Raw genomic sequence first — 25,261 nt, forward strand, 5'->3', positions numbered from 1 at the left:
TTCTGCCAGCTCAAACACTGGCGAGGACTGGCCACCCGCTATGACCGGCACGCCCGCAACTACCTCGGAGCGCTCCACCTCGCAGCCCTGCTCACCTGGCTTCCATGATCCACCAGACACTCCCTAGGCGAAGACCAGCGCCCCCACCCAGACCGCGGCGGCGAGCAACCCCGCGGCCAGCTCGATCACGATGCTCCAGCCCACGGCGGAGAGCGCCCTGCGGGTGGAGGGCCATGCGGCGTCGTGGCCGCCGAGCCGGGCCAGCTCGGCGAGGTACACGCCGAGCACGAACCCGATGAACAGGCCCAGCACCGGGATCACGAAGAACCCGATCACGCCCAGCACCGCGCCCGCGAGGAGCGTGCGGCCGGGCACGCCCGCGTCGCGCAGGGCCCGGCCGGGCAGGAGGAACTTCACCACCGAGCCGATCACGACGATCGCCGCGACGACCGCGAGCACGATCCAGGCGAGCGTGTCGCCCCGTGCCAGCGTCCACGCCGCCACGCCGGCCACCACCAGTACGAGCCCGGGCAGGATCGGCACCACGATCCCCACGATGCCGACGGCCACGAGCACGGCGGCGAGGACGGTTACGAGCTCCACGCCCGAATCATGTCACCGCGCGAGCGGCGGGGCGCCTCAGCTGCCGTCGGCGAGGGCGCGCAGGGAGTCGGGGAGGTCGCCCTCGTCGTCGTACGGGCCGACCACCGCGGCGGTGAGCGGGGCCGCCAGAAGCTCGGCGGCCAGCTCCTCGACCTGGCCGGAGGTGACCTCGGCGATGCGGTCGAGGCTCTCGGTGATCGTGCGCTGGCGGCCGTGGTCGAGCTCCGAGCGCCCGAGCCGGTTCATCCGGGACGGGGTGTCCTCCAGCCCCAGCACGAGACCGCCGCGCAGGTTGCCCTGGGCGCGGGTGAGCTCGGCCGGGGTGAGGCCGCCCGCGGCGACGTCGGCCAGCACGGCCCGCACCACCGTGGCGACCTCGTCGAGGCGCTCGGGCGCGCACCCGGCGTAGACGGAGAAGCTGCCGGCGTCGGCGTAGGACGCCAGCGCCGAGTAGACCGAGTAGGCCAGGCCGCGCTGCTCGCGGACCTGCTGGAACAGCCGCGAACTAGGCCCTCCGCCCAGCGCGGTGTTGAGCACGGTGAGCACGGTGCGGCGCGGGTCGTGGCGCGCCAGCCCGGGCACGCCGAGCATCAGGTGCACCTGCTCGGTGTCGTCGGGGCGCACCACCAGGCGCGGGCCGGCCGCCAGCTGCGCGGGCGCGGGACGGCGCGGGGGCACCGGACCGACGTTCCCGGCGCGCGCGGCCGCGGCGGCGAGCGCGTCGGAGACCAGGTCGACCACCTCGCCGTGCACGAGGTTGCCCGCGGCGGCCACCACCATGCGAGGGGTGGTGTACTCGCCGCGCCAGAAGTCGTGGAGCGTCTCGCGGGTCATGCGCCGGATCGAGTGCTCCGACCCGATCACCGGGCGGCCGAGCGGGTGGTCGCCGAACAGCGCCTCGTCGAACAGCTCGCCGAGCAGGTCCTCGGGGTCGTCGTCGCGCATCGCGATCTCCTCGAGCACCACCCCGCGCTCGATCTCGACGTCCGGCGGCGCCAGCGTGGCGTCGGTGACGACGTCGGCGAGCACTTGGACGGCGAGCGGGAGGTCGGTGTCGAGCACGTGCGCGTAGTAGCAGGTGTGCTCCTTGGCCGTGAACGCGTTGAGGTCGCCGCCGACGGCGTCGAACTCCTCCGCGATCTCCACCGCCGAACGCCGCCGCGTGCCCTTGAACAGCAGGTGCTCCAGGTAGTGGGCGGCACCCGCCTGCAACGGCGACTCGTCGCGGGAGCCGATGCCGATCCAGATCCCGAGCGACACCGAACGCACACCCGGCACCGACTCGGTGACGACGCGCAGCCCGCCGGGCAGTTCGGTGCGGGAGACGCCGCCGGGGGCGGGAGCAGCTGCTCCCGCCCCCGGCGTCACGAGAACGTCTGTCACACCGAATCCTCGCTGACGCTCGTCATCGGTGCGACACCGTCGCTGTGTCGATGGTTGCCCTCGCAAGCTCGGTCAACTGGGAGAGACCGCCTCAGCCTCGTCGTCCTCGGCGGCAGGGCTCGTCTCGGCGGCGGGCGCGACGCCGTTGGCCGACTCCTCGCTCACCGGGATCAGGCTGATCTTGCCGCGGTTGTCGATGTCGGTGACCTCGACGCGGATCTTGTCGCCGACCTTGACGACGTCCTCCACCTTGCCGACCCGCTTGCCCTGGCCGAGCTTGGAGATGTGGACGAGGCCGTCCTTGCCCGGCACCAGCGAGACGAACGCCCCGAACGCCGCGGTCTTGACGACCGTGCCGAGGAACCGCTCGCCGATCTTGGGCAGCTGCGGGTTGGCGATCGCGTTGATCATGCCGATGGCCTCCTCCGCGGAGGGGCCGTCGGCGGCACCGACGTAGATCGTGCCGTCATCCTCGATCGAGATGTCGGCGCCGGTCTTCTCGGTGATCGAGTTGATCATCTTGCCCTTCGGGCCGATGACCTCGCCGATCTTGTCGACCGGGACCTTGATGGCCGTGACGCGCGGCGCGAACTGGCTCATCTCGTCGGGCCGGTCGATCGCCTCGCCGATGACCTCGAGGATCGTGAGGCGGGCGTCCTTGGCCTGCGACAGCGCGGCGGCCAGCACCTCCGACGGGATCCCGTCGAGCTTGGTGTCCAGCTGCAGCGCGGTGACGAACTCGGACGTGCCGGCGACCTTGAAGTCCATGTCGCCGAAGGCGTCCTCGGCACCGAGGATGTCGGTGAGCGCGACGTAGCGGGTCTGGCCCTCCACCTCGTCGCTCACCAGGCCCATCGCGATGCCCGCGACCGGCGCCTTGAGCGGCACACCGGCGTTGAGCAGCGACATCGTGGACGCGCAGACCGAGCCCATCGACGTGGAGCCGTTGGAGCCCAGCGCCTCCGACACCTGCCGGATGGCGTACGGGAACTCGTCGCGGCTGGGCAGCACCGGCAGCAGCGCGCGCTCCGCCAGCGCGCCGTGGCCGATCTCGCGGCGCTTGGGCGAGCCCACGCGGCCGGTCTCACCGGTGGAGTACGGCGGGAAGTTGTAGTGGTGCAGGTAGCGCTTGTGCGTCTCCGGCCCCAGCGAGTCGATCTGCTGCTCCATGCGCAGCATGTTCAGCGTGGTGACGCCCAGGATCTGGGTCTCGCCCCGCTCGAACAGCGCCGAGCCGTGGGCTCGCGGGACCACCTCGACCTCGGCCGACAGCGGCCGGATGTCGGTGATGCCGCGACCGTCGATGCGGATCTGGTCGCGCAGGATGCGCTGGCGCACGAGCTTCTTGTTGAGCGACCGGAACGCGGCGCCCAGCTCCTTCTCGCGGCCCTCGAACTTCTCCCCGAGGGAGGTGAGCACCGAGATCTTGATCTCGTCGAGCTTGGCCTCGCGCTCCTGCTTGCCCGCGATGGTGAGTGCGGCCGCGAGGTCGTCACTCGCCGCCGCCTCGACGGCCTCGTAGGCGTCGGGCTGGTACGCGGGGAACGTCGGGAAGTTGCCCGTGGGCTTCGCCGCGACGTCGGCCAGCTGCTGCTGGGCCACGCACAGGCTGCGGATGAACGGCTTGGCCGCCTCCAGCCCGGCCGCGACGACCTGTTCGGTGGGCGCCTGCGCGCCACCGGCGACGAGCTCGATCGTCTCGGTGGTGGCCTCGGCCTCCACCATCATGATCGCGACGTCGTCACCGACGACCCGACCGGCGACGACCATGTCGAACACGGCCCGCTGCAGGTCCTCGTACTGCGGGAACGCCACCCACTGCCCGTCGATCAGCGCGACGCGCACGCCGCCGATCGGGCCGCTGAACGGCAGGCCCGCGAGCTGGGTGGACGCCGACGCGGCGTTGATGGCCAGCGCGTCGTAGGGGTCCTGCGGGTCGAGCGACAGCACCGTGACGACGATCTGGATCTCGTTGCGCAGACCGTCGACGAACGACGGGCGCAGCGGCCGGTCGATCAGGCGGCAGGTGAGGATCGCGTCGGTGCCCGGGCGGCCCTCGCGGCGGAAGAACGAGCCGGGGATGCGCCCGACCGAGTACATCCGCTCCTCGACGTCCACCGTGAGCGGGAAGAAGTCGAAGTGCTCCTTGGGCTGCTTGGACGCCGTGGTGGCGGACAGCAGCATGGTCTCGTCGTCGAGGTAGGCGACGACGGAGCCGGCGGCCTGGCGCGCGAGGCGCCCGGTCTCGAACCGGATCGTGCGGGTGCCGAAGCTCCCGTTGTCGATGACGGCACTGGTCTCGTGCACGTCGTCAAGAGGGTCGGTCATGAGGTCCTTCTTCTCGGGACCCACGCCCGCACCGGCGGATCCTCGGCCTGGCCGGTCTTCGATCGAAGCCCCCGGGACCGTGTCCCGGGAGCCACTACCGAGGACCGGCGGATCGGCTGCGGTGAGGCGTGGCGTCGTGGAGTTGTTCGAGTGGAGTTGTGCGAATGTGGTGCCGGCCCGGACCGATCACGGTCCGGGCCGGCGGGGAGTCAGCGGCGCAGGCCCAGGCGCTCGATCAGCGACCGGTAGCGCTGCACGTCGACCGACGCGAGGTACTTCAGCAGCCTGCGGCGACGGCCCACCAGCAGCAGCAGGCCGCGGCGGGAGTGGTGGTCGTGCTTGTGCTGCTTCAGGTGCTCGGTGAGGCCGATGATGCGCTTGGTGAGAAGCGCGACCTGGGCCTCGGGCGAGCCGGTGTCGCCCTCGTGGACCCCGTACTCGTCCAGAACGCTCTTCTTGGTTGCGGCGTCGAGTGCCACGTGCTTCCTCTTCCTTCGCTGTGCCGTGAAGCCCGCTGCCCACGTGGGGAGCGGAAGACGGTGCACGGCCGCCACGGACTGCAGCCGGACCCGGTACGCCACGTTACCAGCCACGATGCACGCGACGTCTCACACCCCGGGACGGCTCGCCGCCTGCCGCAGTACCTCGGCGAGCTCCGGGAACGACGGCCCGAGCGTGGCCGCGGCGGCGGCCAGGCGGGCCGGGTCGGACACCCCGCGCAGCACCGCGGCCGCCGTGCCGTCGGGCACCCCGCGCGCCTGCCGGTGCGGAGGCGGGTGGGGCCTGCCCGTGCGTGGAGCGCCGCTCGTGCGCTGCCCGTTCCAGTGCCAGCGGGCCTCGGCGATCTCGGCGAGCAGCTCGTCGACCACCTGGCGGTCGGCGGGCGGGCGCAGCGAATGGCAACGCTGGTCGAGCATCAGCATCCGCGCCAGCACCGCCGGATCCCCGATCTTCACGCGCCGCGCGCTCACCAGCTGGCTGAGCATCGCCGGGCTCATCCCGAGCGTGCGCGCCAGCCGCGCCTGCGAGATGCCCAGCGCACCCGTGAGACGGCGGACCCGCTCACCGAGGGGGGCGCCGTAGAGCGCGCGCTGCCGTTCCTGGTTCTCGATGAGCGAGGAACTCGTCGCGTCCGCCATGGTCCCGATGCTCGCAGGCCGACCGCCCTCGCCGGGGCGGAACGGTGAAACTGGGGCGCACTACCGCCCGAGCAGCTCCCGCGTGCGCGCCACGTCGCGGTCCATCTGCTCGACGAGCGCGGACACCTCGGAGAACCGCTCCTGGCCGCGCAGCCGGTGCATGAAGTCGACCGCCACCTCGAACCCGTAGAAGTCCTCGTCGACGTCGAGCACGTACGCCTCGACCGTGCGCTCCCGCCCCGAGAACGTGGGGTTGGTGCCCACGGAGATCGCGGCGGGCAGCTCCCGGCCCTTGATCTCGAACAGGCCCGCGTACACCCCGTCGGCGGGCAGCGCCGTGTACGGGGCGGTGGAGAGGTTGGCCGTGGGGAAGCCCAGCTCGCGGCCGCGCCGGTCGCCGTGCACCACCACCCCCTCCACCCGGTGGGGCCGGCCGAGGGCGGCCGTGGCGGCCTCGACGTCCCCCGCGTCGATGCAGGCCCGGATGTAGGTGGACGAGAACGTGATGCCGTCGTCGGTGATCAGCTCGAGCCCCTCGACACCGAACCCGAACCGCTTCCCGAGCCGGGTGAGCAGCGCGACGTCACCCGCCGCCCGGTGACCGAAGGTGAAGTTGCGCCCCACCACCACGTCGGCGGCGTGCAGCCGCTCCACCAGCACCTCGTGGGCGAACTCGGCCGGCGCGGTGCGGGCCAGCTCCGGGGTGAACGGGAGCACGCAGAACGCGTCGATGCCCAGCTCCGACACCAGCTCCGCGCGCCGCCGCAGCGTGGTGAGCCGAGCCGGGTGGCTGCCCGGGCGCACCACCTCCGCCGGGTGCGGGTCGAACGTGACCAGCACGGCGGGCAGCCCGCGTTCCCGCCCCCGCTCGACCGCACGGCCGATCAGCCGCTGGTGCCCGCGGTGCACCCCGTCGAACACCCCGACGGTGACGACGCTGCGCCCCCAGCCGGGGGGCACGGCCTCCAGCCCACGCCAGCGCTGCACGGAACGAGCCTACGAAATGACCGAGGGCGACCTCCGAGCGGGCGCGGTGCGAGGCCGGTCGTATGCCGGCAAGGTGGCTTTACTGGCGCAATAGGCCAGCAAAGCCACCTTGCTGGCATTCCGGGGGCGGGGCAGCGGGGGGCCGGGCCTCAGGTGGACGCCGGGGCCAGGACCACCAGCGGGCGGGCGTTCGAGCCCTTGTCGGCCACCAGGGCCAGTGCACGGCCGTCGGGGGCGAAGACGCCGTAGGTGCCCGGTTCGCCGGTGGGCGGGAGCGGGCGGCCGTGGGAGATGTCGGCAGCCTGGGCGGCGTCCAGATCGCGGCGGGGGAAGGCGAGCCCGACGGCCGCGTCGAGCGGCACCACCGCGGACGGGTCGGCCTCCAGCTGCTCGAGGGCGCGGGCCTGCTCGAGGGTGAACGGGCCGACGCGGGTGCGCCGCAGCGCGGTGAGGTGCCCGCCCACGCCCAGCGCGGCGCCGAGGTCGCGGGCGAGCGCCCGCACGTAGGTGCCCGAGGAGCACTCGACGGCGACGTCGAGGTCGGGGCCGCGGCGGGCGAGCAAGGTGAAGGCCGACACGGTGACCGGCCGCGCGGCGAGCACGACCTCCTCCCCCGCCCGCACCCGCGCGTAGGCGCGCTGCCCGTTGACCTTGATCGCGGAGACCGAGCTGGGCACCTGCTCGATCGCGCCGGTGAGGTCCGCCATTCCGGCCGCGATCGCCGCGTCGGTGACCCCACCCGCGTCGGCGGTGGCGAGCACCTCGCCCTCGGCGTCGTCGGTACGGGTGGTGACGCCGAGCCGGATCGTGGCCGTGTAGGCCTTCGTGTCCAGCGCGAGGTGGCCGAGCAGCTTGGTGCCGCGGCCCACCCCGCACACGAGCACGCCGGTGGCCATCGGGTCGAGCGTGCCTGCGTGGCCGACCTTGCGGGTGTGCAGGATGCGGCGCAGGCGGGCCACGACGTCGTGCGACGTGAGGCCTGCCGGCTTGTCCACGACCACGAGGCCGGGCACGGGGGCGTCCACGGGCTGATTCTCGCAATCCGCGCGACCGGGCCCGAACCACGGGATACGGTCGGCGCGAACCGCAGGTCAGGGGGGCCATCGCATGGAAGGAGCCACGGCCGCGGGTGTCCTGCGCCGCGGGCTGGGGGCGCGCCGCCGGGAGCTGGTGCTGGCATCCCTCCTGGTGGCGCTGCACCAGCTCGCCGAGGCGGCGGTGCCGGTCACGGTGGGGTGGGTGATCGACCTCGCGGTGGTGCACCGCGACTCCGGTGCGCTCCTGCGCTGGCTGGGCGTGGTCGTCGCGGTCTTCGTGGTGCTCGCCGGCAGCGCGTGGTTCGGGTACTGGTGGGGCGCGCGCACCGAGCGCATGGCGGCGCACCGCGTGCGGCTGGACGTGGCCGCGCGGGTGCTGCACCCGGGCGGCGGGGCGCCGGGCCGCCCGGGCGAGCTCGTGAGCATCGCGGGCGCCGACGCCGACCGCGCGGGTGAGGTGTGCCGGGTGGTCTGGGGTGGCGTCGCCGCCCTGGCTGCGCTCGCGGGCGGGGCCGTGGTGCTGCTCGACGCGTCGGTGCTGCTCGGGCTCGTGGTGCTCGGCGGGGTCCCGCTGGTGCTGCTCTCCTCGCGGCTGCTGGCCCGCCCGCTGGTGGGGCGGTCCGAGCGCGAGCAGGAGTCGCTGGCCGCGGCCACCGCGGTGGCCACCGACGTGATCACCGGGTTGCGCGTGGTCAAGGGGATCGGTGCCGAACGGGCGGCGGCCGGCTCGTACCGGCGGGCCAGCCGCGCCGCGCTGCGCGCTCGCCTTGCCGCGGCCCACCTCACCGGCGGCTACCTCGGCGCCACCAACGTTTTCACCGGGCTGTTCCTCGTGGTGGTGGCCTGGGTGGCCGGCCGGCTCGCGCTGGAGGGCACGATCAGCGTCGGCGAGCTCGTGGCCGGGGTCGGGCTGGCCCAGTTCCTGATCGGGCCGCTCGAACGGCTCACCGAGCTGGGCCCGGTGCTCGCGGGCGCGCGCGGCTCGGCCCGGCGCGTGGCCGCGCTGCTGGCCGCGCCGCCCGCCGTGCCGGACGGCCCGGGCACGCTGCCCGACCGGCCCGCGGGCGCGCTGCGCGTACAGCTGCCGACCGGCCTCGCCCTGGACCTCGCGGCGGGCGAGCACGTCGGAGTTGTCGCACTGCGGCCCGCCGACGCGGCCGCGCTGCTCGACGCCCTCGGCCGCGACACCGACGCGCCCGTGCACCTCGACGGCACCGACCTGCGCGACGTCGGGCTCGACGAGGCGCGCCGGGCGGTGCTGGTGGCGCGCCACGAGGCCACGCTGTTCGAGGGCACCGTCGCCGACAACACCGGGCGCGACCCGGAGCCGCTGGCCGCCGCGGCCGCCGACGAGGTGGTGGAGACGCTCCCGGAGGGTCTGGACAGCGAGGTGGGCGAGCGCGGGCGCACGCTGTCGGGCGGGCAGCGCCAGCGCATCGGGCTGGCGCGGGCCCTCGCCGAGCGGGCGCCGGTGCTCGTGCTGCACGACCCCACCACCGCGGTCGACGCCGCCACCGAGCACCGCGTCGCCGCGGGCGTGTCGGCGCTGCGGGAGGGGCGCACCACCGTGGTGGTGGCCTCCAGCCCCGCGCTGCTGGCCCGCTGCCACCGGGTGCTCCTGGTGGACGACGGCGCTGTGGTCGCGTCCGGCACGCACGCCGAGCTCGTCACCGACCCCCGCTACCGGCGGGCGGTGCTGGCGTGAACGTGCTCCCGATCGCCACGCTCGCGCGCACCCGCGCCGCGCTCGGCGAGCTCGTACGGCCCCATCGCGTGCTGCTGGCCTGCACCGCGGTCACCCTGGTGGCGGCCTCGGTGGCGATGCTCGTGGTGCCGCCGCTGCTCGGCCGGATCGTGGACGCGGTGATCGCGCGCGGCCCGGTGGCGCTGGTCGACGGCCTCGCGCTCGGCATCCTGGCCGCCCTCGTGGCGCGGGCCCTCCTCGCGGCGCTGGGCTCGGTGCTCGTGGCCCGGCTCGGCGAGCAGGTGCTCGCCGAGCTGCGCGAACGCGTGGTGGCCAGGGCGCTGGGCGTGCCGCTCGCCGACGTGGAGCGGGCCGGCACGGGCGACCTGCTGCAGCGCGTGGGCGGCGACATCGCCGTGATCTCCGAGGGCGTGCGCCGGGCCGTGCCCACGGTCGTGATCTCGCTGCTCGACGTCGGGCTCACGCTCGTGGGCCTCACGGTGCTCGACTGGCGGCTCGCGCTGGCCGGCCTCGTGCCGCTGCCGATCTGGGTGCTGATCTCCCGCTGGTACGTGCGCGTGTCCGGCCCCCTGTACGCCGCGGAGCGCCGCGCGGAGGGCGAGCGCACGCAGTCGCTGCTCGCGGGGGTCGGGGGCGCCGCCACGGTGCGCGCCTTCCGACGGCGCGGGGCGCAGCTGGCCCGGATCGAGGGCCACTCGCGCGCGGCCGTGGACGCCGCGATGCGGGCCTCCCACGCCGAGCGGCGGTTCGGGCTCGCGATGAACGGGGCCGAGCTGGTGGGCGTGCTCGCCATCCTCGTCACCGGCTTCTTGCTGGTGCGCGCCGACGCCGTCACGGTGGGCGCGGCCACCGCCGCCGCGCTGTACTTCCTGCGGCTGTTCGACCCGATCGGCATCATGCTCTACCTGCTCGACGAGGCGCAGTCGGCGGGCGCGGCGCTCGCCCGGCTGGTGGGCGTGGCCGACATGCCGGTGCCGGCCCCGCCGCGGCGGCCGTGCACCCCCGCCCACTCCGGCGTCCGCCTGGCCGGGATCCGCCACGCCTACGACGGCGGCCCGGAGGTGCTGCACGGCGTGGACCTGGACGTGGCGCCCGGGGAGAAGGTGGCGGTGGTCGGGGCGAGCGGTGCGGGCAAGACAACGCTGGGTGCCGTCCTCGCCGGCGTGCACCCGCCCACGGCGGGCGTGGTGGAGATCGGCGGCGTGCGCCTCGCCGAGATCGAGGACCTGCGGCGGCACGTCGCGCTGGTCACGCAGGAGGTGCACGTGTTCGCCGGCACGGTGGCCGACAACCTGCGGATGGCCCGCCCCGACGCCGGCGACGACGAGCTCGCCGCGGCCCTCGCGGCCGTGGAGGCGCCGATGGGGCTCGCCGACGTCGTGGGCGACGGCGGCGACGAGCTGTCGGCCACCCGCGCGCAGCAGCTCGCGCTGGCCCGGCTCGTGCTCGCCGACCCGGCCGTCGCGGTGCTCGACGAGGCCACGGCGGAGGCGGGCAGCGTGGGGGCCCGCACGCTCGAACGGGCCGCGGCGGCCGCGCTCGAGGGCCGCACCGCCGTGGTGATCGCCCACCGGCTCACGCAGGCCGCAGCCGCCGACCGGGTGGTGGTGCTGGACAAGGGCCGGATCGTCGAGTGCGGGCCGCACCACGAGCTCGTGGCGGCCGGCGGGAGCTACGCCGCGCTCTGGGCCGCGTGGGACGCACCGCGCACCCCCGCCTGAGGCCCCCGTGAGTGGATACGAGTGCCCTGGCACTCGTATCCACTCACGACCCCCCGCCCGCCCGGGTCAGCCGCTCCCCAACAGTGCCCGGGCCACCAGAGCGGCGCGCCAGTCGAGCGCCGCGCGTTCCTTCTCCGCCTCCGAGGGGCGGCCCCGCAGGGTCCACAGGTGCTGGGTCTGGCGCCAGCACTCGCTGCGCGACAGCAGCAGCGACAGCCCGCTCGCGTCGTCGCCGGGGCAGCTGCCGGCCGCGGCGGCCGCCTCGTTGGCGAGCCGCGCGATCCGGCTGGTGATCGCTTGCACCACCACCTCCTCGGCCGGGCCGGGGCTGCGGCCCAGCAGCGTGCACACGCTGACGACGGCCGGGGGCAGGTCGAAGCAGACCAGCGCGTGCGCCCCGGCGAGCGCCGTGCGGGCGACGTCCCCCGACCCGCCCTCCCAGCGGCTCAGCACGACCTGCCACACCCGCGGCACGCCTATGTCCCTGGCGTGCGCGCGCACGGCCCGCAGGTAGCGCCGCACCAGCTCGGCCACCAGCGCGGTCCGGAACTCCACGTCGGGTCCCGGCGCGCCGGGACCGTCGTCGGTGGCCGCGACGGTGGTGAGCAGCCTGCCCACCGGCCCCGCCCCGAAACCGCGCACGCCGGCGTCGGCACCGTCCTGGAGCCTCGCCACGGCATCGACGGCACCGCCCGGGCGGTCCGGGTCCCCCGTCTCCGCCGCCCCCGACTCGATCGCCACCGACACCGCTCCTCCTCGTCGAGGCCGGTTCTCGGACGGCCTCCGGTCCTCCGGCGTGGTCGCCGGCGACGGGGTAGAGCCCTCGCGTGCCCGCGCAGATACCCGCGCGCGGGATATAGGGCGTCGATCTCACCGGACATAAGGCGTTGACCTGACGACACGAAACCCTGAAGCCCCGAGGCTGGTGCCGCAGGTCACCCGTCCCGCGAGGAGTTCGTGATGAGCACCCCCACGCCCACCCCCGGCAACGACGAGCTGCTGCGGTCGGCTGGCGGTGGGGACGAGCGGGCCTGGACCGAGATCGTGCAGCGCTACAGCGGGCTCGTGGGCGCGGTCGTGCGGTCCTACCGGCTGCAGGACGCCGACGCCCACGACGCCGAGCAGCGCACCTGGCTGCGGCTCGTCGAGCACCGGGCGGCCGTGCGCGACCCGCAGCGCCTGGGCGGCTGGCTCGCCACCACCGCATCGCGCGAGTGCCTGCGGATCCTGCGGGAGAGCCGCGCTGTCGTCACCGATGAGCTGGACGCCGTGCCGGATCCGGAGCGTGGGGTGGAGGACCAGGTGGTGGACGCCGACACCGTGTCGCGGCTCTGGACGATCGTCGGGGCGCTCCCGCCGCGCGGGCGCACGATCATGATGGAGCTCTTCGCCGAGGAGCCCCGCCCCTACGCCGAGGTGGCCCGGGCCACGGGGATCCCGATCGGCAGCCTCGGGCCGAGCCGGGCACGGCTGATCGACCGGGTGCGCCACTCGTTCGACACCGGCGCCGTGGTGGCCTGAGCCGGATCAGCGGTCGCGCAGCCGGGAGCGCATCAGCACAGCGCTGGCCTGCACGCGGCTGTGGACGTCGAGCTTGGCGTAGATGCGGGTGACGTGCACGCCCACGGTCTTCTCGCTGATGAACAGCCGCTGGGCGATCTCCCGGTTGGTGCGGCCCGCGGCGAGCTCGGTGAGCACCTCACGTTCGCGGGCGGTGAGGACGGCGAGCTCGTCGTCGGACCCCGTGGCGGGCCCGGTTGCGGGGCCGTTGGGTTCGGTGACCGGCACCGTCTCCGGTTCGGGCAGGCGCACCCGCGCCCGGTCGGCGAGCTCGGCGATCTCGCTCAGGAACGGGGTGGCCCCGAGCTCACGGGCCATCCGGGCGGCGCGGCGCAGCGACTCGGCCGCGACGGCGGAGTTGGCCCGGGTGGACAGCAGCGCCTCGGCCCGGCGCAGGTGCGCGTAGGCCGACGGGTAGGGCTGGCGGCGCTCCCGCCAGATCTCGGCCACGCGTTCCCAGGCGTCCGGGTCGGAGCGGCCCGCGGCGCGCTCGTCCTCGGCGGCGGACATCTCGACGAACCCGAGCACGACGTCGCGCACCGCGGGCACCGAGGCGGCCGCGATGCGCGCCAGGTCGTCGGCGTGGCGGCGCAGCCGGGCGTCGGTGCCGTCGTCCGGGCGCCGCATGCCGAGCCGCGTGAGCTCGGCGCGGGCGCGGGCGCCGTGCCACACCAGCGGGGCCACCAGCCAGACGTCGTCCGAGCCCTGCTCGACGACGTCGAGGCCGGCCGCCACGTGGTCGAGCGCGCGGTCGGGCCGGCCCTTCCACATCGCGAGCCCCGCCCAGAGCGTCAGCAGCGGGAGCCGGTAGCGGGGGCCGAGCGTGCCGGCCGAGAGCGCGTCGACGGCCTCGAGGTCGTCCTCGGCGGGGCCGAAGCGGCCCCGCCCGGTGTGCAGGCGGGCCCGGGCCAGGCGCAGTTCGAGGGCCTCCGCCCCGGCGGGCGCGAGCTCCCACGCCTCGGCGATCGTGTCGTCGGCCTCGTCCCAGCGTCCGATCCGGAACAGGCCGTTGGCCGCCGCCGCGAGCATCCCGGCGCCCGCGCTGCGCGCCAGCCCGAGCTCCCGCGCGCGCTCGGCGCCCGCCCGCGCGATCGCGATCCCCCGGTCGAGCTCGTTGAGCGGACCGCACAGCAGCTCGGCGAGGCTGCGGTGGGCGCGCGCGATCTCCAGCGGCTCGCCCGCCCGCTCGGCCACCGCGATCGACTCCCGCAACGCCGCCTCGCCCGCCTCCGGGTCCTGCAGGTAGGCGAGGCCGAAGCCGAGGGTGGCCAGTGCCCGGGCCTCGAGCACGGCGAGGCCGGCCCGGCGGGCGAGCGTGAGCGCGCGCTCCGCGGTCTCGCGGGCCGCGGCGTAGTCACCGGCCGTCCACAGCGCCGACGCGTGGCCGCCGAGCACCTCCGCCCGCTCCCGCTCGGCGCCCTCGGCCGGGAGCGCCGCCGTGGCCCGGCCGAACGCCTCGGCGGCCTCCGCGCCGCGCCCCGCGGCCACCAGGTACTGGCCGGTGCGGGCGTGCAGCGCCGCGGCCTCGACGTCGGGCGCCTCCGGTCCGTCGGCCGGTTCGAGCAGGTCCAGCCGTTCGGCCAGCAGCGCCACGGCCTGGTCGGCGTCGCCCGCCAGGTGTGCAGCCTCGGCGGCGCGCTCCAGGCAGTCGGCGCGCGGCAGCGGCGGCGCGGCCATCTCGCCCGCGAGCCGGGCGGCGCGCAGCCAGTGCCGGTGCGCCTCCGCGTAACCGCGCACGGTGGCGGCGGCCTCGGCGGCGGCCACAGCCGCGACGGCGGCCCGGTCGCGGTCGCCCGCACCGTGCCAGTGGTGGGCCAGCCGCGCGTCCACGCCGGGCAGCTCGCGGGCCCACGTCGAGCCCAGCGCCGCGGCGTAGCGCGCGTGCAGGTCCACCCGTTCGCCGGGCAGCAGCTCCCCCACCACCACGTCGGTCATCAGGCCGTGCCGCAACCGGTAGCCGTCGGCCGCCTCGTCGACCACGACCACCCCGGCGTCCACGCTCTCGCGCAGGGCGTCGAGCAGCCACGGCCCGCCCCCCAGCACGGCGTCGAGCAGGCGGTGCGGCAGCGGGCCGTCGGCGAGCGCCACCGCCCGCACCGTGCGCAGGGCGGGCGCCGAGAGGCGTTCGAGCCGCGAGAGCACGAGCTCGCGCAACGTGGTGGGCAGGCCGGTGGGGTCGCCGTCGGCCGCGGCCCGCAGCGTCTCCTCCGCGATGAACGCGTTGCCCGCCGACCGCATCCACACCAGCTCGACGAGGTCGGGGCGGTCCGGCTCTGCGGTGGTCACCAGCTCGGCCACGGCCTCCCGGCGCAGCGGCGGCACCTCCAGGCTGCGCACCTGGCGGTGGCGGGCGAGCTCCCGGATCACGGTGCGCGCGGCCGAGTCCCGGCCGGAGGCGCCCGGCTCCGTGCGGCGCGTGCCCACGAGCAGGAGCTGCTCGTCGGGGAGGTTGGCCACCAGGTAGGCGATGAGGTCGAGGGTGGAGCGGTCAGCCCACTGCACGTCTTCGACGACGAGCACCAGCAGCGACTCGAGCGCCAGCCGCAGCACCACCCGGTGCAGCAGCTCCAGGGTCTGCACCCGCGCGAGCGGCTCCGCCACCGCCGAGCGCAGCACGAGCAGGTCGTCCAGCTGATCCGACCACGGCTCGAGCACGGCCCGCACCTCACGCCCACGTGGCGAGCGCAGCAGCGTGCGCAGGGCGGAGGCCACCGGCCAGAACGGGGGGCTCTCGGCGATGTCCGTGGCGGCGCCGGCCAGCACGAGGGCACCGCTGCGCTCCGCACGACCGACGAGCTCCTGCACGAGGCGCGTCTTGCCCACCCCGGGGTCGCCACTGAGGAACACCGTGGCCATCCGGCCCTGCCGGGCAGACTCCAGCGTGGCCTCGAGCTCGCCGAGGACGTCCTCCCTGCCGACCAAGGGGCGCAGGGGCCATCGCTCGGTCACGTCCCCCGACGGTACTGGCCCCGGTGACCCGACGACCAGGCCGTACCCCCTTCCCGGCACCACCGCCCGCCGAAGAGGATCATCATCGACGTATCAGGGGCGCTGTCACGCTCTCCTCGAACGAGGGCTGCCACGGGTGGCGGGCAGCGGAGAGGAGTGAGCCGATGGGAACCGCCGAGACGGGCCGCGAGGACCGGATCGCACATGGGCGGCCGGCGAGGACGGGGAGCACCCAGCGCCTGGCCGAGCTGGCGGGGGACGCGCCGCCCGAGTCGATCCCCGAGGTGATCGAGCGGCTCGCGGCGATCCGGGACCACGCCACGGACACGTCGCTGCTCGCGGAGAACGACGGCATCGCCTCCTTCACCAAGCTCTACCACGTGATCACCACCCGGGTGGGTGAGATGGTCGAGAGCGGGGAGTTCCGGTCCTCGGAGTTCCTCGTGCGGCTCGACCTCGAGTTCGCCGAGCGGTACTTCCAGGCGCTGCGCCGCTACGCCGCCGACATCCACACCGCGCCCGGCGTGTGGCGGGTGCTGTTCGACAACCGCAGCGACCCGAACGTGGCACCGGTGAACTTCGCGGTGCTCGGCGTCAACGCGCACATCAACTACGACCTCGCGCACGCGCTCATCGCCACCTGGCGCCACGTGACCCCGGACGGCGACGGCGCGGACACCGAGCAGTACCACGACTACCGCCTGGTCAACGACGTGTTCGAGATGGAGATGGACGGGCTGCGCGAGGAGCTCGACTCGCTCCTCTCCAACGGACCCGACGGCGCGCCGTGGGACGTGGGCGCCAACTGGCTCGCCGACCTCGTGGTCACGTTCACCCGCGACCTCGCGTGGGACGAGGCGAAGCGCGTGTGGCGCCAGGGCGCCACCCCGGAGATCTGCCGGGCGTCGGAGCGGCGGCTCGACTCGATCGCGACGCTCATCGGGCAGGGAGTGCTGCGCGCCCCGCTGCCGTTCTGATAACCGGTCGACCCGCGGGGCACGGGCCCGCACGATGTCGGCGTGGGTCACATCGAGGCGATGGCCGTCGAGCACCGGCTGCCCGACGGGCGCACCCTCTTCTCCGACGTGTCCTTCCGGGTGGGCGACGGCGCCAAGGTCGCGCTCGTCGGGCCCAACGGCGCCGGCAAGACCACGCTGCTGCGGATGGTGGCGGGCGACCTGGCACCGGCGGCGGGGAGCATCGCGCGCAGCGGCGGGCTCGGCGTCATGCGCCAGTTCATCGGCTCGATCAGCGACGATCGCACCCTGGCCGACCTGGCGCTGTCGCTGGCTCCCCCGGCGGTCCGGGCGACCGGCGAGCGGCTGCGCGCCGCCGAGCTCGCCCTCGACGAGCACGAACGCTCCCAGCTGCGCTACGCCGAGGCGCTCGCGGCGTGGGGCGAAGCCGGCGGGTACGGCGCCGAGGTCGAGTTCGACACGGCCGCCGTCGCCGCGCTGGGCCTGCCCTGGACCGCGGTGCGCGACCGGCCCGTCGCCACGCTCTCGGGCGGGGAACAGAAGCGGTTCGCGCTCGAGCTGCTGCTCCGGGGCTCGGACGACGTGCTGCTGCTGGACGAACCCGACAACTTCCTCGACGTGCCCGGCAAGCGCTGGCTGGAGGAGCGGCTCGCGGAGTCGGCCAAGAGCGTGCTGTACGTCAGTCACGACCGCGAGCTGCTGGCCCGCACGGCCGACCGCGTGGTCACGGTGGAGGCGGGTTCCGCCTGGGTGCACCCGGGTGGCTTCGCGTCGTGGCACGCCGCGCGGGTGGCCCGCCACGACCGGCTCGACGAGCTGCGCCGCCGCTGGGACGAGGAGCGCGCCAAGCTCGAACGCCTCGTCGTGCACTACCGGGAGAAGGCGTCGCACAACGACGGCATGGCCTCGCGCCTGCAGGCGGCGCGCTCCCGGCTGGCCCGGTTCCTCGAGGCCGGCCCTCCGCCGGAGAAGCCGCGCGAGCAGAACGTGCGGATGCACCTGGGCGGCGCCCGCACCGGCAAGCGGGCCGTGGTGTGCGAGGGGCTGGAGCTCGACGGGCTGACCTACCCGTTCGACCTCGAGGTGTGGTTCGGCGACCGGGTGGCCGTGCTGGGCGGCAACGGCACCGGCAAGTCCCACTTCCTGCGGCTGCTGGCCCGCGGCGGCACCGACCCCGAGCCGGGCAGCGTGCCCGCGGCGGGGCTTGCGCTCGCCCCCGTGGCGCACACCGGCACGGCCCGGCTCGGCGCCCGCGTGCGTCCCGGGCACTTCTCCCAGACCCACGACCGGCCCGACCTGGCCGGGCGCACCCCGCTCGACGTGCTCGTGTCGGGCGGGCCCGACCGTCCCGGCACCACCCGCGGCGAGGCCATGAAGGCGCTCGCGCGCTACGAGCTCGCCGCGCAGGCCGAGCAGCGGTTCGACACGCTGTCCGGCGGTCAGCAGGCGCGGGTGCTGGTGCTGCTGCTGGAGCTGTCCGGGGCCACCCTGCTCCTGCTGGACGAGCCGACCGACAACCTCGACCTCGCCTCCGCGGAGGCGCTCGAACAGGCCCTCGACGCGTTCGAGGGCACCGTGCTGGCCGTCACCCACGACCGCTGGTTCACCCGGGGCTTCGACCGCTTCCTGCTCTTCGCGGGCGACGGCGAGGTGCGCGAGACCCCGGAGCCGGTGTGGGAGCCACAGGTCCTCGCGCCCAGCGCTACACGAGCTGTGTGAAGAAGGAGATGACCGACTCCGCGCCCTCACGCAGCAGCGACCCGATGTCCTGGACGGTGTCAGCCGCGCTGTCCGGGCTGACGAAGACCCAGAACACGAGCAGCGCGATGACGAGGAGTCCGACGATTCTCTTCACGTGCACCCGATCCGTGGCCCGCAGGGATGACAGCTTGCGGAGCATTGTCTACCGCACGTGACGCTCTGTGGCACGCGCGACACTCAGGAGCGAACGGCGCCGATCACGATCCAGCGATCACTGCGGGCGCGGACACCCACCGCGACGAGCCGGATCACCATCATCACGGCCAGTCCCGTCCAGATCCCCGCGAGCCCCCAGTCGAACGCCAGCGAGGCCCACGTCAGCGGGAGGAACCCCAGCACGGCCGCCGCGAGGGTGGACGTCCGCAGGAACGCCGCGTCCCCCGCGCCGAGCAGCACCCCGTCGAGGGCGAACACCACACCGCCGATCGGCTGCATCGCCGTGAAGAACCACCACGCCACCGGCACGGCGGCGAGCACGGCCGGGTCGGGCGTGAACACCGGGGGCAGCACGCCCGACAGCGCCGCGAACAGCACCCCGAAGCCGACGCCCAGCACCAGGCCGTAGCGGGTGACCTGGCCGGCGAGCGCGCGCGCCCGCTGCGCTCCCCGCTCGGGCGAGCCCAGCGCGGCGCCCACCAGCGACTGCGCGGCGATCGCCACCGCGTCCAGCACGAGAGCCTGGAAGAACCACATCTGCAGCACGATCTGGTGCGCGGCCGCCGTGGCCGCCCCGAAGCGCGTGGCGACGGCGGCCGCCGACAGGAAGCAGGCCTGGAAGGCGAGGCTGCGGGCCAGCAGGTCGCGCCCCAGGGTGAGCTGCGCGCGCAGCACGGCGGGCGCCGGGCGCAGCGACACCGCCCCCGCCCGGGCGGCCCGCACCAGCGCCACCAGGAACAGCATGGCTCCCACGGTCTGCCCGCAGACGTTGGCGAGCGCCGAGCCCACCACCCCCAGCCCGGCCCACCCGCCGGCACCGTGCACCAGCACCGGGCAGAGCAGCGCCGAGAGCCCGTTGCCCGCGAGCACGTAGCGCAGCGGGCGCCGGGTGTCCTGCACACCACGCATCCAGCCGTTGCCCGCGAGGGTCACCAGCACCATCGGCGCACCGCACAGCGCCACCCGCAGCCACGACGTGGCCGCGTCGGCGATCGCACCGCCGTCGCCGAGTGCCTGGGCCACCGGGTGGGCCACCAGCTGGCCCACCCCGAGCACCAGCACCCCGACGCCGAGGGCGAGCCAGGTGGCCTGCACCCCCTCCCCCACGGCGTCGCCGTGGCGGCCGGCGCCGTGCAGGCGGGCCGCGCGTGACGTCGTGCCGTACGACAGGAAGTTCAACTGGCTCGTGACCTGCGCGAACACCACCCCGGCCACGGCGAGCCCGGCCAGCGCCACGGCCCCGAGCCGCCCCACCACGGCCGTGTCGACGAGCAGGTACAGCGGCTCGGCGGCCAGCACCGGCAACGCGGGCGCGGCCAGCCGCACCACCTCCCGCGCGGGAACCCGGTCGGACGCCGCGCTCATCCGCCCTGGCGCGGACGGCGGCACACGTAGACGAACGCCGGCGGCAGGTTGCGCCACACGGTGGAGCTCACCAGCACCTCGTCGAACGTGGCGCGCAGCCGCCGCCGGAACCGGCGCGCGGCGCCCAGCGTCATCCCGTGCAGGTAGGCGAACGTCGTGAACGCGCCGCGGTCGCCGATCACCCGGCTGATCTCACCGAGCAGCGCCGTCTGCGTGGCGTCGTCGAACAGCGCCCACGGCAGCCCGCAGATCACCGCGTCCACGCTCGTGATCCCACGCTCGGCGAGCAACGCCCCGAGGTCGGCCGCGTCGCCGTGCACCACCTCGAGCTGCGGGTGCGTGCGGCGCAGGTAGTCGACCATCGCCGGGTCCAGCTCCACGGCCAGGTGCCGCGCGCCCGCGGGCAGCCGCTCGGCGATCACCGCGCTCACCGCGCCGGTGCCCGGGCCCAGCTCCACGACCACCGGCTCCCCGGTGCGCGGCACCACCGATGCGAGTACCGCGCCCAGCCGAGGGGAACTCGGCGCGATCGCGCCCATCGTCGCGGGGCGCCGCAGTGCTGCCGCGAGGAACGCGCGGCGGGCGGACCGGGCGTCCGCGGTGGGGGCGGTGTCGGACGTCATGCAGGGTTCCTCCGGGTGTCGTTCGCTCCGCTCACCACCGTAGCGGGCGGCTGATCCCGGACGGTGCGGCGACGGTCAGGCGGGCAGGGCCGCCCGGATCGCCGCCAGGACCTCCTGCTCCGTGCCCTCACGGGTGAAGCCGGCCGCCATCCGGTGGCCGCCCCCGCCCAGCGCCGCGGCCACGGCGGCGACGTCCACCCGCCCCGCGGAGCGCAGCGACACCCGCCAGCGCCGTTCCCCCACCTGCATCACGGACGCCACCACCTCGGCCTCCACGGCCGTGCGGAGCACGTCCACCACGCTGTCGATCTCCTCGGACCGGTAGCGCCGCACGTCGGCGAGCGGGATCGTGGTGTACAGCAGGCCCGACGGTTCGAGCACGGCGCGCTCGAGCGCGGCACACAGGCCCTCGAACCAGGCGAACGGGTGGCTGTCCATCAACGCCCTGGTCAACGCCGCGGGCTCGGCGCCCGCCTCCACCAGCTCGGCCGCGAGCCGGTGAGCCCCGGGACCCGCGGTGCGGAAGCCGCGCGTGTCGGTGACCAGCCCCGCGTAGAGGCAGCGCGCCACCTCCGCGTCGAGCGGCACCCCCATCGCCACCAGCACCCGGTGCGCCAGCACCACCGTGGCCTCCGCGCGCGGGTCGAGCACCCGCACGTCGCCGAAGCCGGGGTTGGTGGCGTGGTGGTCGAGCATCACCGTGCGACCGGCGGTGTCGAGCAACCCGCCCAGGGACCCGAGCCGACCCGGGTCGGCCGCGTCGCAGCTGACCAGCACCTGTGGCGCCGGGTTCACCTCGGCCGGGGGCACCAGCAACCCCAGCGCGTCGAGCGGCGCGAGCGACTCGGGAACCCGCTCCGGCGACGCGAACGCCACCTGCACCCGCGCCCCGCGCCGGTGCAGGGCGATACCGAGCGCCAGCGCGCTGCCGAGCGCGTCGGCGTCCGGGTCGACGTGCGCCAGCAGCACCACCTCGCGCGCGGTGTCGAGCACCGCCGCCGCGTCGGCCACGGCGAGTTCCACGGGAGCGACCGCGCCGGCGCTCACTCCTCCTCGGCCCCGTCGCGCTCCCGGGGCACCCGGTACGGGTCGGCGTCGCCCGCGGGGCTGGCCGACGCCGCGAGCCGCGCCACCTCGGCGTCGGACTCCCGGGTGCGGGCGAGCAGCTCCTCCATCCGGCGGGCCTCGTCGGGCACCTGGTCGGGCACGAACACGAGCGAGGGGGTGTGCCGGATCCCGGTGCCCGCGCCCACCTTCGACCGCAGCACACCGGTGGCGCTCGCCAGCGCCGCCGCGGCACCCGCGGCGTCCGGGTCGGCGTCCACCCGCTCCCCGAGCACCGTGTAGTACACGGTGGCCTCGCGCAGGTCGCCGGTGACCCGGGTGTCGGTGATGGTCACCATCTTCAGCCGCGGGTCCTTGACCTCGTGCTCGAGAGCATCCGCCACGATCTGCGTGATCCGCTTGGACAGCCGCCGCGCGCGGGCGTGGTCCACCACAACTACAGCCCTCCTCCGTCGGGCCGTGAGTGGATACGGGTGCCGGAGCACTCGTATCCACTCACGACCTCATTCGTCCTCGGGGCCCAGCATCCGATGCCGGGCCGAGAGCAACTCGAGTTCGGGACGGGCGGCGACGAGCCGCTCGCACCGGTCGAGGACCTCGGTGGCGTGGCCGGCGTCGACCGCGACGCAGGCGACACCGAGCAGAGCGCGCCGGTGCAGGTCGAGGTGCCCCGCCTCCGAGACGGCCACCTCGAACTTCCGGCGCAGCTCGGCCAGTACCGGCCGGACCACCGACCTCTTCTGCTTGAGCGATCGGACGTCCCCGAGCAGGACGTCCAGCTCCAACACTCCGACGAACATGGTTCTCCGAAACGGTGGGGGGCCGGACATCGTCCGGCCCCCCACCTGTTCGTCAGCTCCTCGGCTTCTCGCGCATCTCGAACGTCTCGATGAGATCGCCCTGCTTGATGTCGGAGAAGCTGCCGAGCGTGAGACCGCACTCGAAGCCCTCGCGGACCTCGACCACGTCGTCCTTCTCCCGCCGCAGCGAGGCGATCGAGAGGTTCTCGGCCACCACCACGCTGTCGCGCAGCAGGCGCGCCCGGGCGTTGCGCCGGATCACCCCGCTCATCACGAGGCAACCGGCGATGGTGCCGAACCGCGACGACCGGAAGATCTCGCGGACCTCGGCGGTGCCGAGACCGACCTCCTCGTACTCCGGCTTGAGCATGCCCTTCAGGGCCTGCTCGATCTCCTCGATGGCCTGGTAGATCACCGTGTAGTAGCGGATCTCCACGCCCTCGCGGTTGGCCAGCTCGGTGGCCTTGCCCTCGGCCCGGACGTTGAAGCCCAGCACGATGACGTTGTCGGCGATCGCGAGGTTGATGTCGCCCTCGGTGATGCCACCGACGCCGCGGTGGATGACCCGCAGCTCGACGTCGTCGCCCACCTCGATCTTCATGAGCGCGTCCTCGAGTGCCTCGACGGTACCCGAGTTGTCACCCTTGATGATCAGGTTGAGGGTGTTGGTCTCCTTCAGCGCGGCGTCCAGGTCCTCCAGGCTGACGCGCTTGCGGCGGCTGGCCAGTTCGGCGTTGCGCTCGCGGGCGCGGCGCCGGTCGGCGATCTGGCGGGCCACCCGGTCCTCGTCGACGACGAGGAACGTGTCGCCCGCGCCGGGCACCGAGGTGAACCCGATGACCTGCACCGGCCGCGACGGGAGCGCCTCGGTGACGTCCTCGCCGTACTCGTCGAGCATGCGCCGGACGCGCCCGGAGGCGTCGCCCGCGACGACCGAGTCGCCGACCCGCAGCGTGCCGCGTTGCACCAGCACGGTGGCCACGGGGCCGCGGCCGCGGTCGAGGTGGGCCTCGATCGCGACGCCCTGCGCCTCCATGTTCGGGTTGGCGCGCAGGTCGAGCGCGGCGTCCGCGGTGAGCAGGATCGCCTCGAGCAGCTGCTCGATGTTGGTGCCCTGCCGCGCGGAGATGTCGACGAACATCGTCTCGCCGCCGTACTCCTCCGCGACCAGCCCGTACTCGGTGAGCTGCTGGCGGACCTTCGCCGGGTTGGCACCCTCGACGTCGATCTTGTTGACCGCCACCACGATCGGCACGTCGGCGGCCTGGGCGTGGTTGATCGCCTCCACCGTCTGCGGCATCACACCGTCGTCGGCGGCGACCACGATCACCGCGATGTCGGTGGACTTCGCACCACGGGCACGCATGGCGGTGAACGCCTCGTGACCCGGGGTGTCGATGAAGGTGATCAGCCGCTCGTCGCCGTCGAGCTCGGTGGCGACCTGGTAGGCACCGATGTGCTGGGTGATGCCGCCGGCCTCGCCCTCGCGGACGTTGGTCTTGCGGATCGTGTCCAGCAGTCGGGTCTTACCGTGGTCGACGTGACCCATGATGGTCACGACCGGCGGCCGGACCTCCAGGTCCTCCTCCGTACCGGCGTTCTCGCCGTAGGAGATGTCGAAGGAGTCGAGGAGCTCGCGGTCCTCCTCCTCCGGGCTGACGACCTGCACGTCGTAGTTCATCTCGGTGCCGAGGAGCTCGAGCACCTCGTCGGACACCGACTGGGTGGCCGTGACCATCTCACCGAGGTGGAACAGCACCTGCACCAGCGAGGCCGGGTTGGCGTTGATCTTCTCGGCGAAGTCGGTGAGCGACGCGCCGCGCGGCAGCCGGATCGTCTCGCCGCTGCCCTTCGGCAGGCGGACGCCGCCGACCGAGGGAGCCTGCATCGAGTCGAACTCCTGGCGCTTCTGCCGCTTCGACTTGCGGCCCTTGCGCGCCGGACCACCGGGACGGCCGAACGCACCCGCGGCACCGCCGCGACCGCGACCGCCACCACCGGGACGACCACCACCGGGACCACCGCGGAAGCCACCACCGGCCGGGGCACCGCCACCGCCGGGACCGCCACCACCGGGACGGAAGCCGCCGCCACCGGGACGACCGCCACCACCCGGACGACCGCCACCGCCGCCGGGACGACCACCGGGGCCGCCACGGCCACCGGGACCACCACCGGGCCGGCCGCCCGCCGGGCGCGCCGGCATCATGCCGGGGTTGGGCCGCGGCGGCATGTTGCCGGGCGACGGACGCGGGCCACCACGACCGGCCTCACCGGAACGCGGCGCCTGCGGGCGCGGGCCGCCGGGACGCGGGCCACCCTGGCCCTGGCCCTGACCGCCCTGGCCGGGAGCCTGCCCGCCACCGGGCGGGCCGGGACGCGGCGCAGCAGGGCGCGGCGGGGCGCCCGAGCCGACGCCGAACGGGTTGTTGCCGACCCGCGGCGTGCGCGGGCCGGGACGCGGCGCCGCCGGACGCGGCGGCACGACGCCGGGCGCCTCGGCCGCAGCGGCAGGCCGCTGCTGGGCGGGCGCGGGCCCCGGACGGGGGCCGGGCCGCGGGCCGGAACGCTGCTGCTGGTGCTGCTGCGGCGGGGCCGCCGCGGTGCCTGCGGCCGCCGCGGGACGCTGCTCGGCCGGCTGCGGGGCCGCGGGACGCTGCGGCTCGCTGCGCGGGGTCTCCGGACGCGCCGGCGCCGGCGGGCCGGGACGCGGACCCGGGCGCGGGCCGCCGGAACGGTCACCGCCCGGCGTGGACGGCGCCTGCGCCGGCCGCTCCTGCGGACGCGGCGGACCGGGAACCGGGCCACCGGACCGCGGCGGCACGTTGCCGGGGGTGGGACCACCGCCCGGACGGGGCCGACCGCCACCACCGCGACGCCCACCACCGGAGTCGCCTCCACCGGAGAGCGACTCACGGAGCTTGCGGGCGACCGGGGCCTCGACGGTCGACGAGGGGGACTTCACGTACTCCCCGAGGTCCTGCAACTTGCTGAGGACCTGCTTACTGCTGACTCCGAGCTCCTTCGCGAGCTCGTGCACGCGGGCCTTGCCTGCCACTGCACTCCTTGTTAACCGGAGGCCGGGCGGCGGCACCGCTCGAC

General features: G+C 74.9%; 21 protein-coding genes. 5 read left to right on the plus strand and 16 right to left on the minus strand.

Annotated elements, in window-relative coordinates; genetic code table 11:
• Window positions 1-123: 123 nt before the first annotated feature.
• The 7 genes from ACFPL3_RS36385 to truB all read right to left on the minus strand — a co-directional run bounded on the left by ACFPL3_RS36385 (window position 124) and on the right by truB (window position 7,465).
• Complete coding sequence (locus tag ACFPL3_RS36385) at window positions 124-603, minus strand: DUF456 domain-containing protein (protein ID WP_343942807.1); 480 nt, start codon at window positions 601-603, stop codon at window positions 124-126.
• 36 nt (window positions 604-639) lie between these two features.
• On the minus strand, window positions 640-1,986 hold the full coding sequence (locus ACFPL3_RS36390; RefSeq protein WP_343942808.1) for a M16 family metallopeptidase: 1,347 nt from the start codon (window positions 1,984-1,986) through the stop codon (window positions 640-642).
• A gap of 72 nt (window positions 1,987-2,058) precedes the next feature.
• A complete protein-coding gene (locus ACFPL3_RS36395; protein ID WP_343942809.1) occupies window positions 2,059-4,314 on the minus strand; it encodes a polyribonucleotide nucleotidyltransferase in 2,256 nt (751 codons plus the stop codon).
• 209 nt (window positions 4,315-4,523) lie between these two features.
• A complete protein-coding gene (gene rpsO, locus ACFPL3_RS36400; protein WP_343942810.1) occupies window positions 4,524-4,793 on the minus strand; it encodes a 30S ribosomal protein S15 in 270 nt (89 codons plus the stop codon).
• 129 nt (window positions 4,794-4,922) lie between these two features.
• Window positions 4,923-5,453, minus strand: coding sequence for a helix-turn-helix domain-containing protein (locus ACFPL3_RS36405; RefSeq protein ID WP_343942811.1), 531 nt, complete (start codon window positions 5,451-5,453; stop codon window positions 4,923-4,925).
• 60 nt (window positions 5,454-5,513) lie between these two features.
• Window positions 5,514-6,440 carry a bifunctional riboflavin kinase/FAD synthetase gene (locus tag ACFPL3_RS36410; protein ID WP_343942812.1) on the minus strand — a complete coding sequence of 309 codons (927 nt, stop codon included), beginning with the start codon at window positions 6,438-6,440 and terminating at the stop codon, window positions 5,514-5,516.
• 149 nt (window positions 6,441-6,589) lie between these two features.
• Window positions 6,590-7,465, minus strand: coding sequence for a tRNA pseudouridine(55) synthase TruB (truB, locus tag ACFPL3_RS36415; protein ID WP_343942813.1), 876 nt, complete (start codon window positions 7,463-7,465; stop codon window positions 6,590-6,592).
• Window positions 7,466-7,547: 82 nt separating this feature from the next.
• Here truB and ACFPL3_RS36420 point away from each other — a divergent pair, with 82 nt between their 5' ends.
• Both ACFPL3_RS36420 and ACFPL3_RS36425 read left to right on the plus strand, forming a co-directional pair.
• Window positions 7,548-9,182, plus strand: coding sequence for an ABC transporter transmembrane domain-containing protein (locus ACFPL3_RS36420; protein ID WP_379590453.1), 1,635 nt, complete (start codon window positions 7,548-7,550; stop codon window positions 9,180-9,182).
• Window positions 9,179-10,903 carry an ABC transporter ATP-binding protein gene (locus ACFPL3_RS36425; RefSeq protein ID WP_343946386.1) on the plus strand — a complete coding sequence of 575 codons (1,725 nt, stop codon included), beginning with the start codon at window positions 9,179-9,181 and terminating at the stop codon, window positions 10,901-10,903. The genes ACFPL3_RS36420 and ACFPL3_RS36425 overlap by 4 nt, the downstream gene beginning before the upstream one ends.
• Before the next feature lie 66 nt (window positions 10,904-10,969).
• On the opposite strand, the gene ACFPL3_RS36430 is transcribed toward ACFPL3_RS36425, so the two are convergent.
• Window positions 10,970-11,650 carry a DUF5995 family protein gene (locus ACFPL3_RS36430; RefSeq protein ID WP_343946387.1) on the minus strand — a complete coding sequence of 227 codons (681 nt, stop codon included), beginning with the start codon at window positions 11,648-11,650 and terminating at the stop codon, window positions 10,970-10,972.
• Between the two features lie 213 nt (window positions 11,651-11,863).
• Here ACFPL3_RS36430 and ACFPL3_RS36435 point away from each other — a divergent pair, with 213 nt between their 5' ends.
• Window positions 11,864-12,424 carry an RNA polymerase sigma factor gene (locus ACFPL3_RS36435; protein ID WP_343946389.1) on the plus strand — a complete coding sequence of 187 codons (561 nt, stop codon included), beginning with the start codon at window positions 11,864-11,866 and terminating at the stop codon, window positions 12,422-12,424.
• 6 nt (window positions 12,425-12,430) lie between these two features.
• Here ACFPL3_RS36435 and ACFPL3_RS36440 read toward each other — a convergent pair whose 3' ends face one another.
• Window positions 12,431-15,412, minus strand: coding sequence for a helix-turn-helix transcriptional regulator (locus ACFPL3_RS36440; protein ID WP_379590456.1), 2,982 nt, complete (start codon window positions 15,410-15,412; stop codon window positions 12,431-12,433).
• Window positions 15,413-15,576: 164 nt separating this feature from the next.
• Here ACFPL3_RS36440 and ACFPL3_RS36445 point away from each other — a divergent pair, with 164 nt between their 5' ends.
• Window positions 15,577-16,389 (plus strand): DUF5995 family protein, encoded by an 813-nt coding sequence (locus ACFPL3_RS36445; RefSeq protein WP_343945531.1) that lies wholly within the window; start codon window positions 15,577-15,579, stop codon window positions 16,387-16,389.
• A gap of 42 nt (window positions 16,390-16,431) precedes the next feature.
• Window positions 16,432-18,108, plus strand: coding sequence for an ABC-F family ATP-binding cassette domain-containing protein (locus ACFPL3_RS36450; RefSeq protein WP_343945532.1), 1,677 nt, complete (start codon window positions 16,432-16,434; stop codon window positions 18,106-18,108).
• Here the strand turns inward: ACFPL3_RS36450 and ACFPL3_RS36455 are convergent.
• The 7 genes from ACFPL3_RS36455 to infB all read right to left on the minus strand — a co-directional run bounded on the left by ACFPL3_RS36455 (window position 18,092) and on the right by infB (window position 25,217).
• On the minus strand, window positions 18,092-18,244 hold the full coding sequence (locus ACFPL3_RS36455) for a cytochrome c family protein (protein WP_343945533.1): 153 nt from the start codon (window positions 18,242-18,244) through the stop codon (window positions 18,092-18,094). The genes ACFPL3_RS36450 and ACFPL3_RS36455 overlap by 17 nt on opposite strands.
• Before the next feature lie 83 nt (window positions 18,245-18,327).
• Window positions 18,328-19,671: an MATE family efflux transporter gene (locus tag ACFPL3_RS36460; RefSeq protein ID WP_343945534.1), complete on the minus strand. Its 1,344-nt coding sequence runs from the start codon at window positions 19,669-19,671 to the stop codon at window positions 18,328-18,330.
• Complete coding sequence (locus ACFPL3_RS36465) at window positions 19,668-20,294, minus strand: class I SAM-dependent methyltransferase (protein ID WP_343945535.1); 627 nt, start codon at window positions 20,292-20,294, stop codon at window positions 19,668-19,670. Before ACFPL3_RS36465 ends, ACFPL3_RS36460 begins: the two co-directional genes overlap by 4 nt.
• A gap of 75 nt (window positions 20,295-20,369) precedes the next feature.
• Window positions 20,370-21,341, minus strand: coding sequence for a DHH family phosphoesterase (locus ACFPL3_RS36470; protein WP_343945536.1), 972 nt, complete (start codon window positions 21,339-21,341; stop codon window positions 20,370-20,372).
• Window positions 21,338-21,793: a 30S ribosome-binding factor RbfA gene (rbfA, locus tag ACFPL3_RS36475; protein WP_343945537.1), complete on the minus strand. Its 456-nt coding sequence runs from the start codon at window positions 21,791-21,793 to the stop codon at window positions 21,338-21,340. Before rbfA ends, ACFPL3_RS36470 begins: the two co-directional genes overlap by 4 nt.
• Before the next feature lie 69 nt (window positions 21,794-21,862).
• Window positions 21,863-22,159: a DUF503 domain-containing protein gene (locus ACFPL3_RS36480; RefSeq protein ID WP_343945538.1), complete on the minus strand. Its 297-nt coding sequence runs from the start codon at window positions 22,157-22,159 to the stop codon at window positions 21,863-21,865.
• Window positions 22,160-22,211: 52 nt separating this feature from the next.
• Window positions 22,212-25,217: a translation initiation factor IF-2 gene (infB, locus tag ACFPL3_RS36485; RefSeq protein WP_379590461.1), complete on the minus strand. Its 3,006-nt coding sequence runs from the start codon at window positions 25,215-25,217 to the stop codon at window positions 22,212-22,214.
• Between the last annotated feature and the right edge of the window lie 44 nt (window positions 25,218-25,261).

The sequence above is a fragment of the Pseudonocardia zijingensis genome, from assembly GCF_042657305.1.
Classification (GTDB): Bacteria; Actinomycetota; Actinomycetes; order Mycobacteriales; family Pseudonocardiaceae; genus Pseudonocardia; species Pseudonocardia zijingensis.

Excerpts from the sequence above, each read along its gene's own strand:
- ACFPL3_RS36405 (WP_343942811.1), bottom strand. The coding sequence starts at position 5,453 with ATGGCGGACGCGACGAGTTCCTCGCTCATCGAGAACCAGGAACGGCAG.
- ACFPL3_RS36480 (WP_343945538.1), bottom strand. The coding sequence starts at position 22,159 with ATGTTCGTCGGAGTGTTGGAGCTGGACGTCCTGCTCGGGGACGTCCGA.
- ACFPL3_RS36420 (WP_379590453.1), top strand. The coding sequence starts at position 7,548 with ATGGAAGGAGCCACGGCCGCGGGTGTCCTGCGCCGCGGGCTGGGGGCG.
- ACFPL3_RS36460 (WP_343945534.1), bottom strand. The coding sequence starts at position 19,671 with ATGAGCGCGGCGTCCGACCGGGTTCCCGCGCGGGAGGTGGTGCGGCTG.
- ACFPL3_RS36445 (WP_343945531.1), top strand. The coding sequence starts at position 15,577 with ATGGGAACCGCCGAGACGGGCCGCGAGGACCGGATCGCACATGGGCGG.
- ACFPL3_RS36435 (WP_343946389.1), top strand. The coding sequence starts at position 11,864 with ATGAGCACCCCCACGCCCACCCCCGGCAACGACGAGCTGCTGCGGTCG.
- ACFPL3_RS36465 (WP_343945535.1), bottom strand. The coding sequence starts at position 20,294 with ATGACGTCCGACACCGCCCCCACCGCGGACGCCCGGTCCGCCCGCCGC.
- ACFPL3_RS36395 (WP_343942809.1), bottom strand. The coding sequence starts at position 4,314 with ATGACCGACCCTCTTGACGACGTGCACGAGACCAGTGCCGTCATCGAC.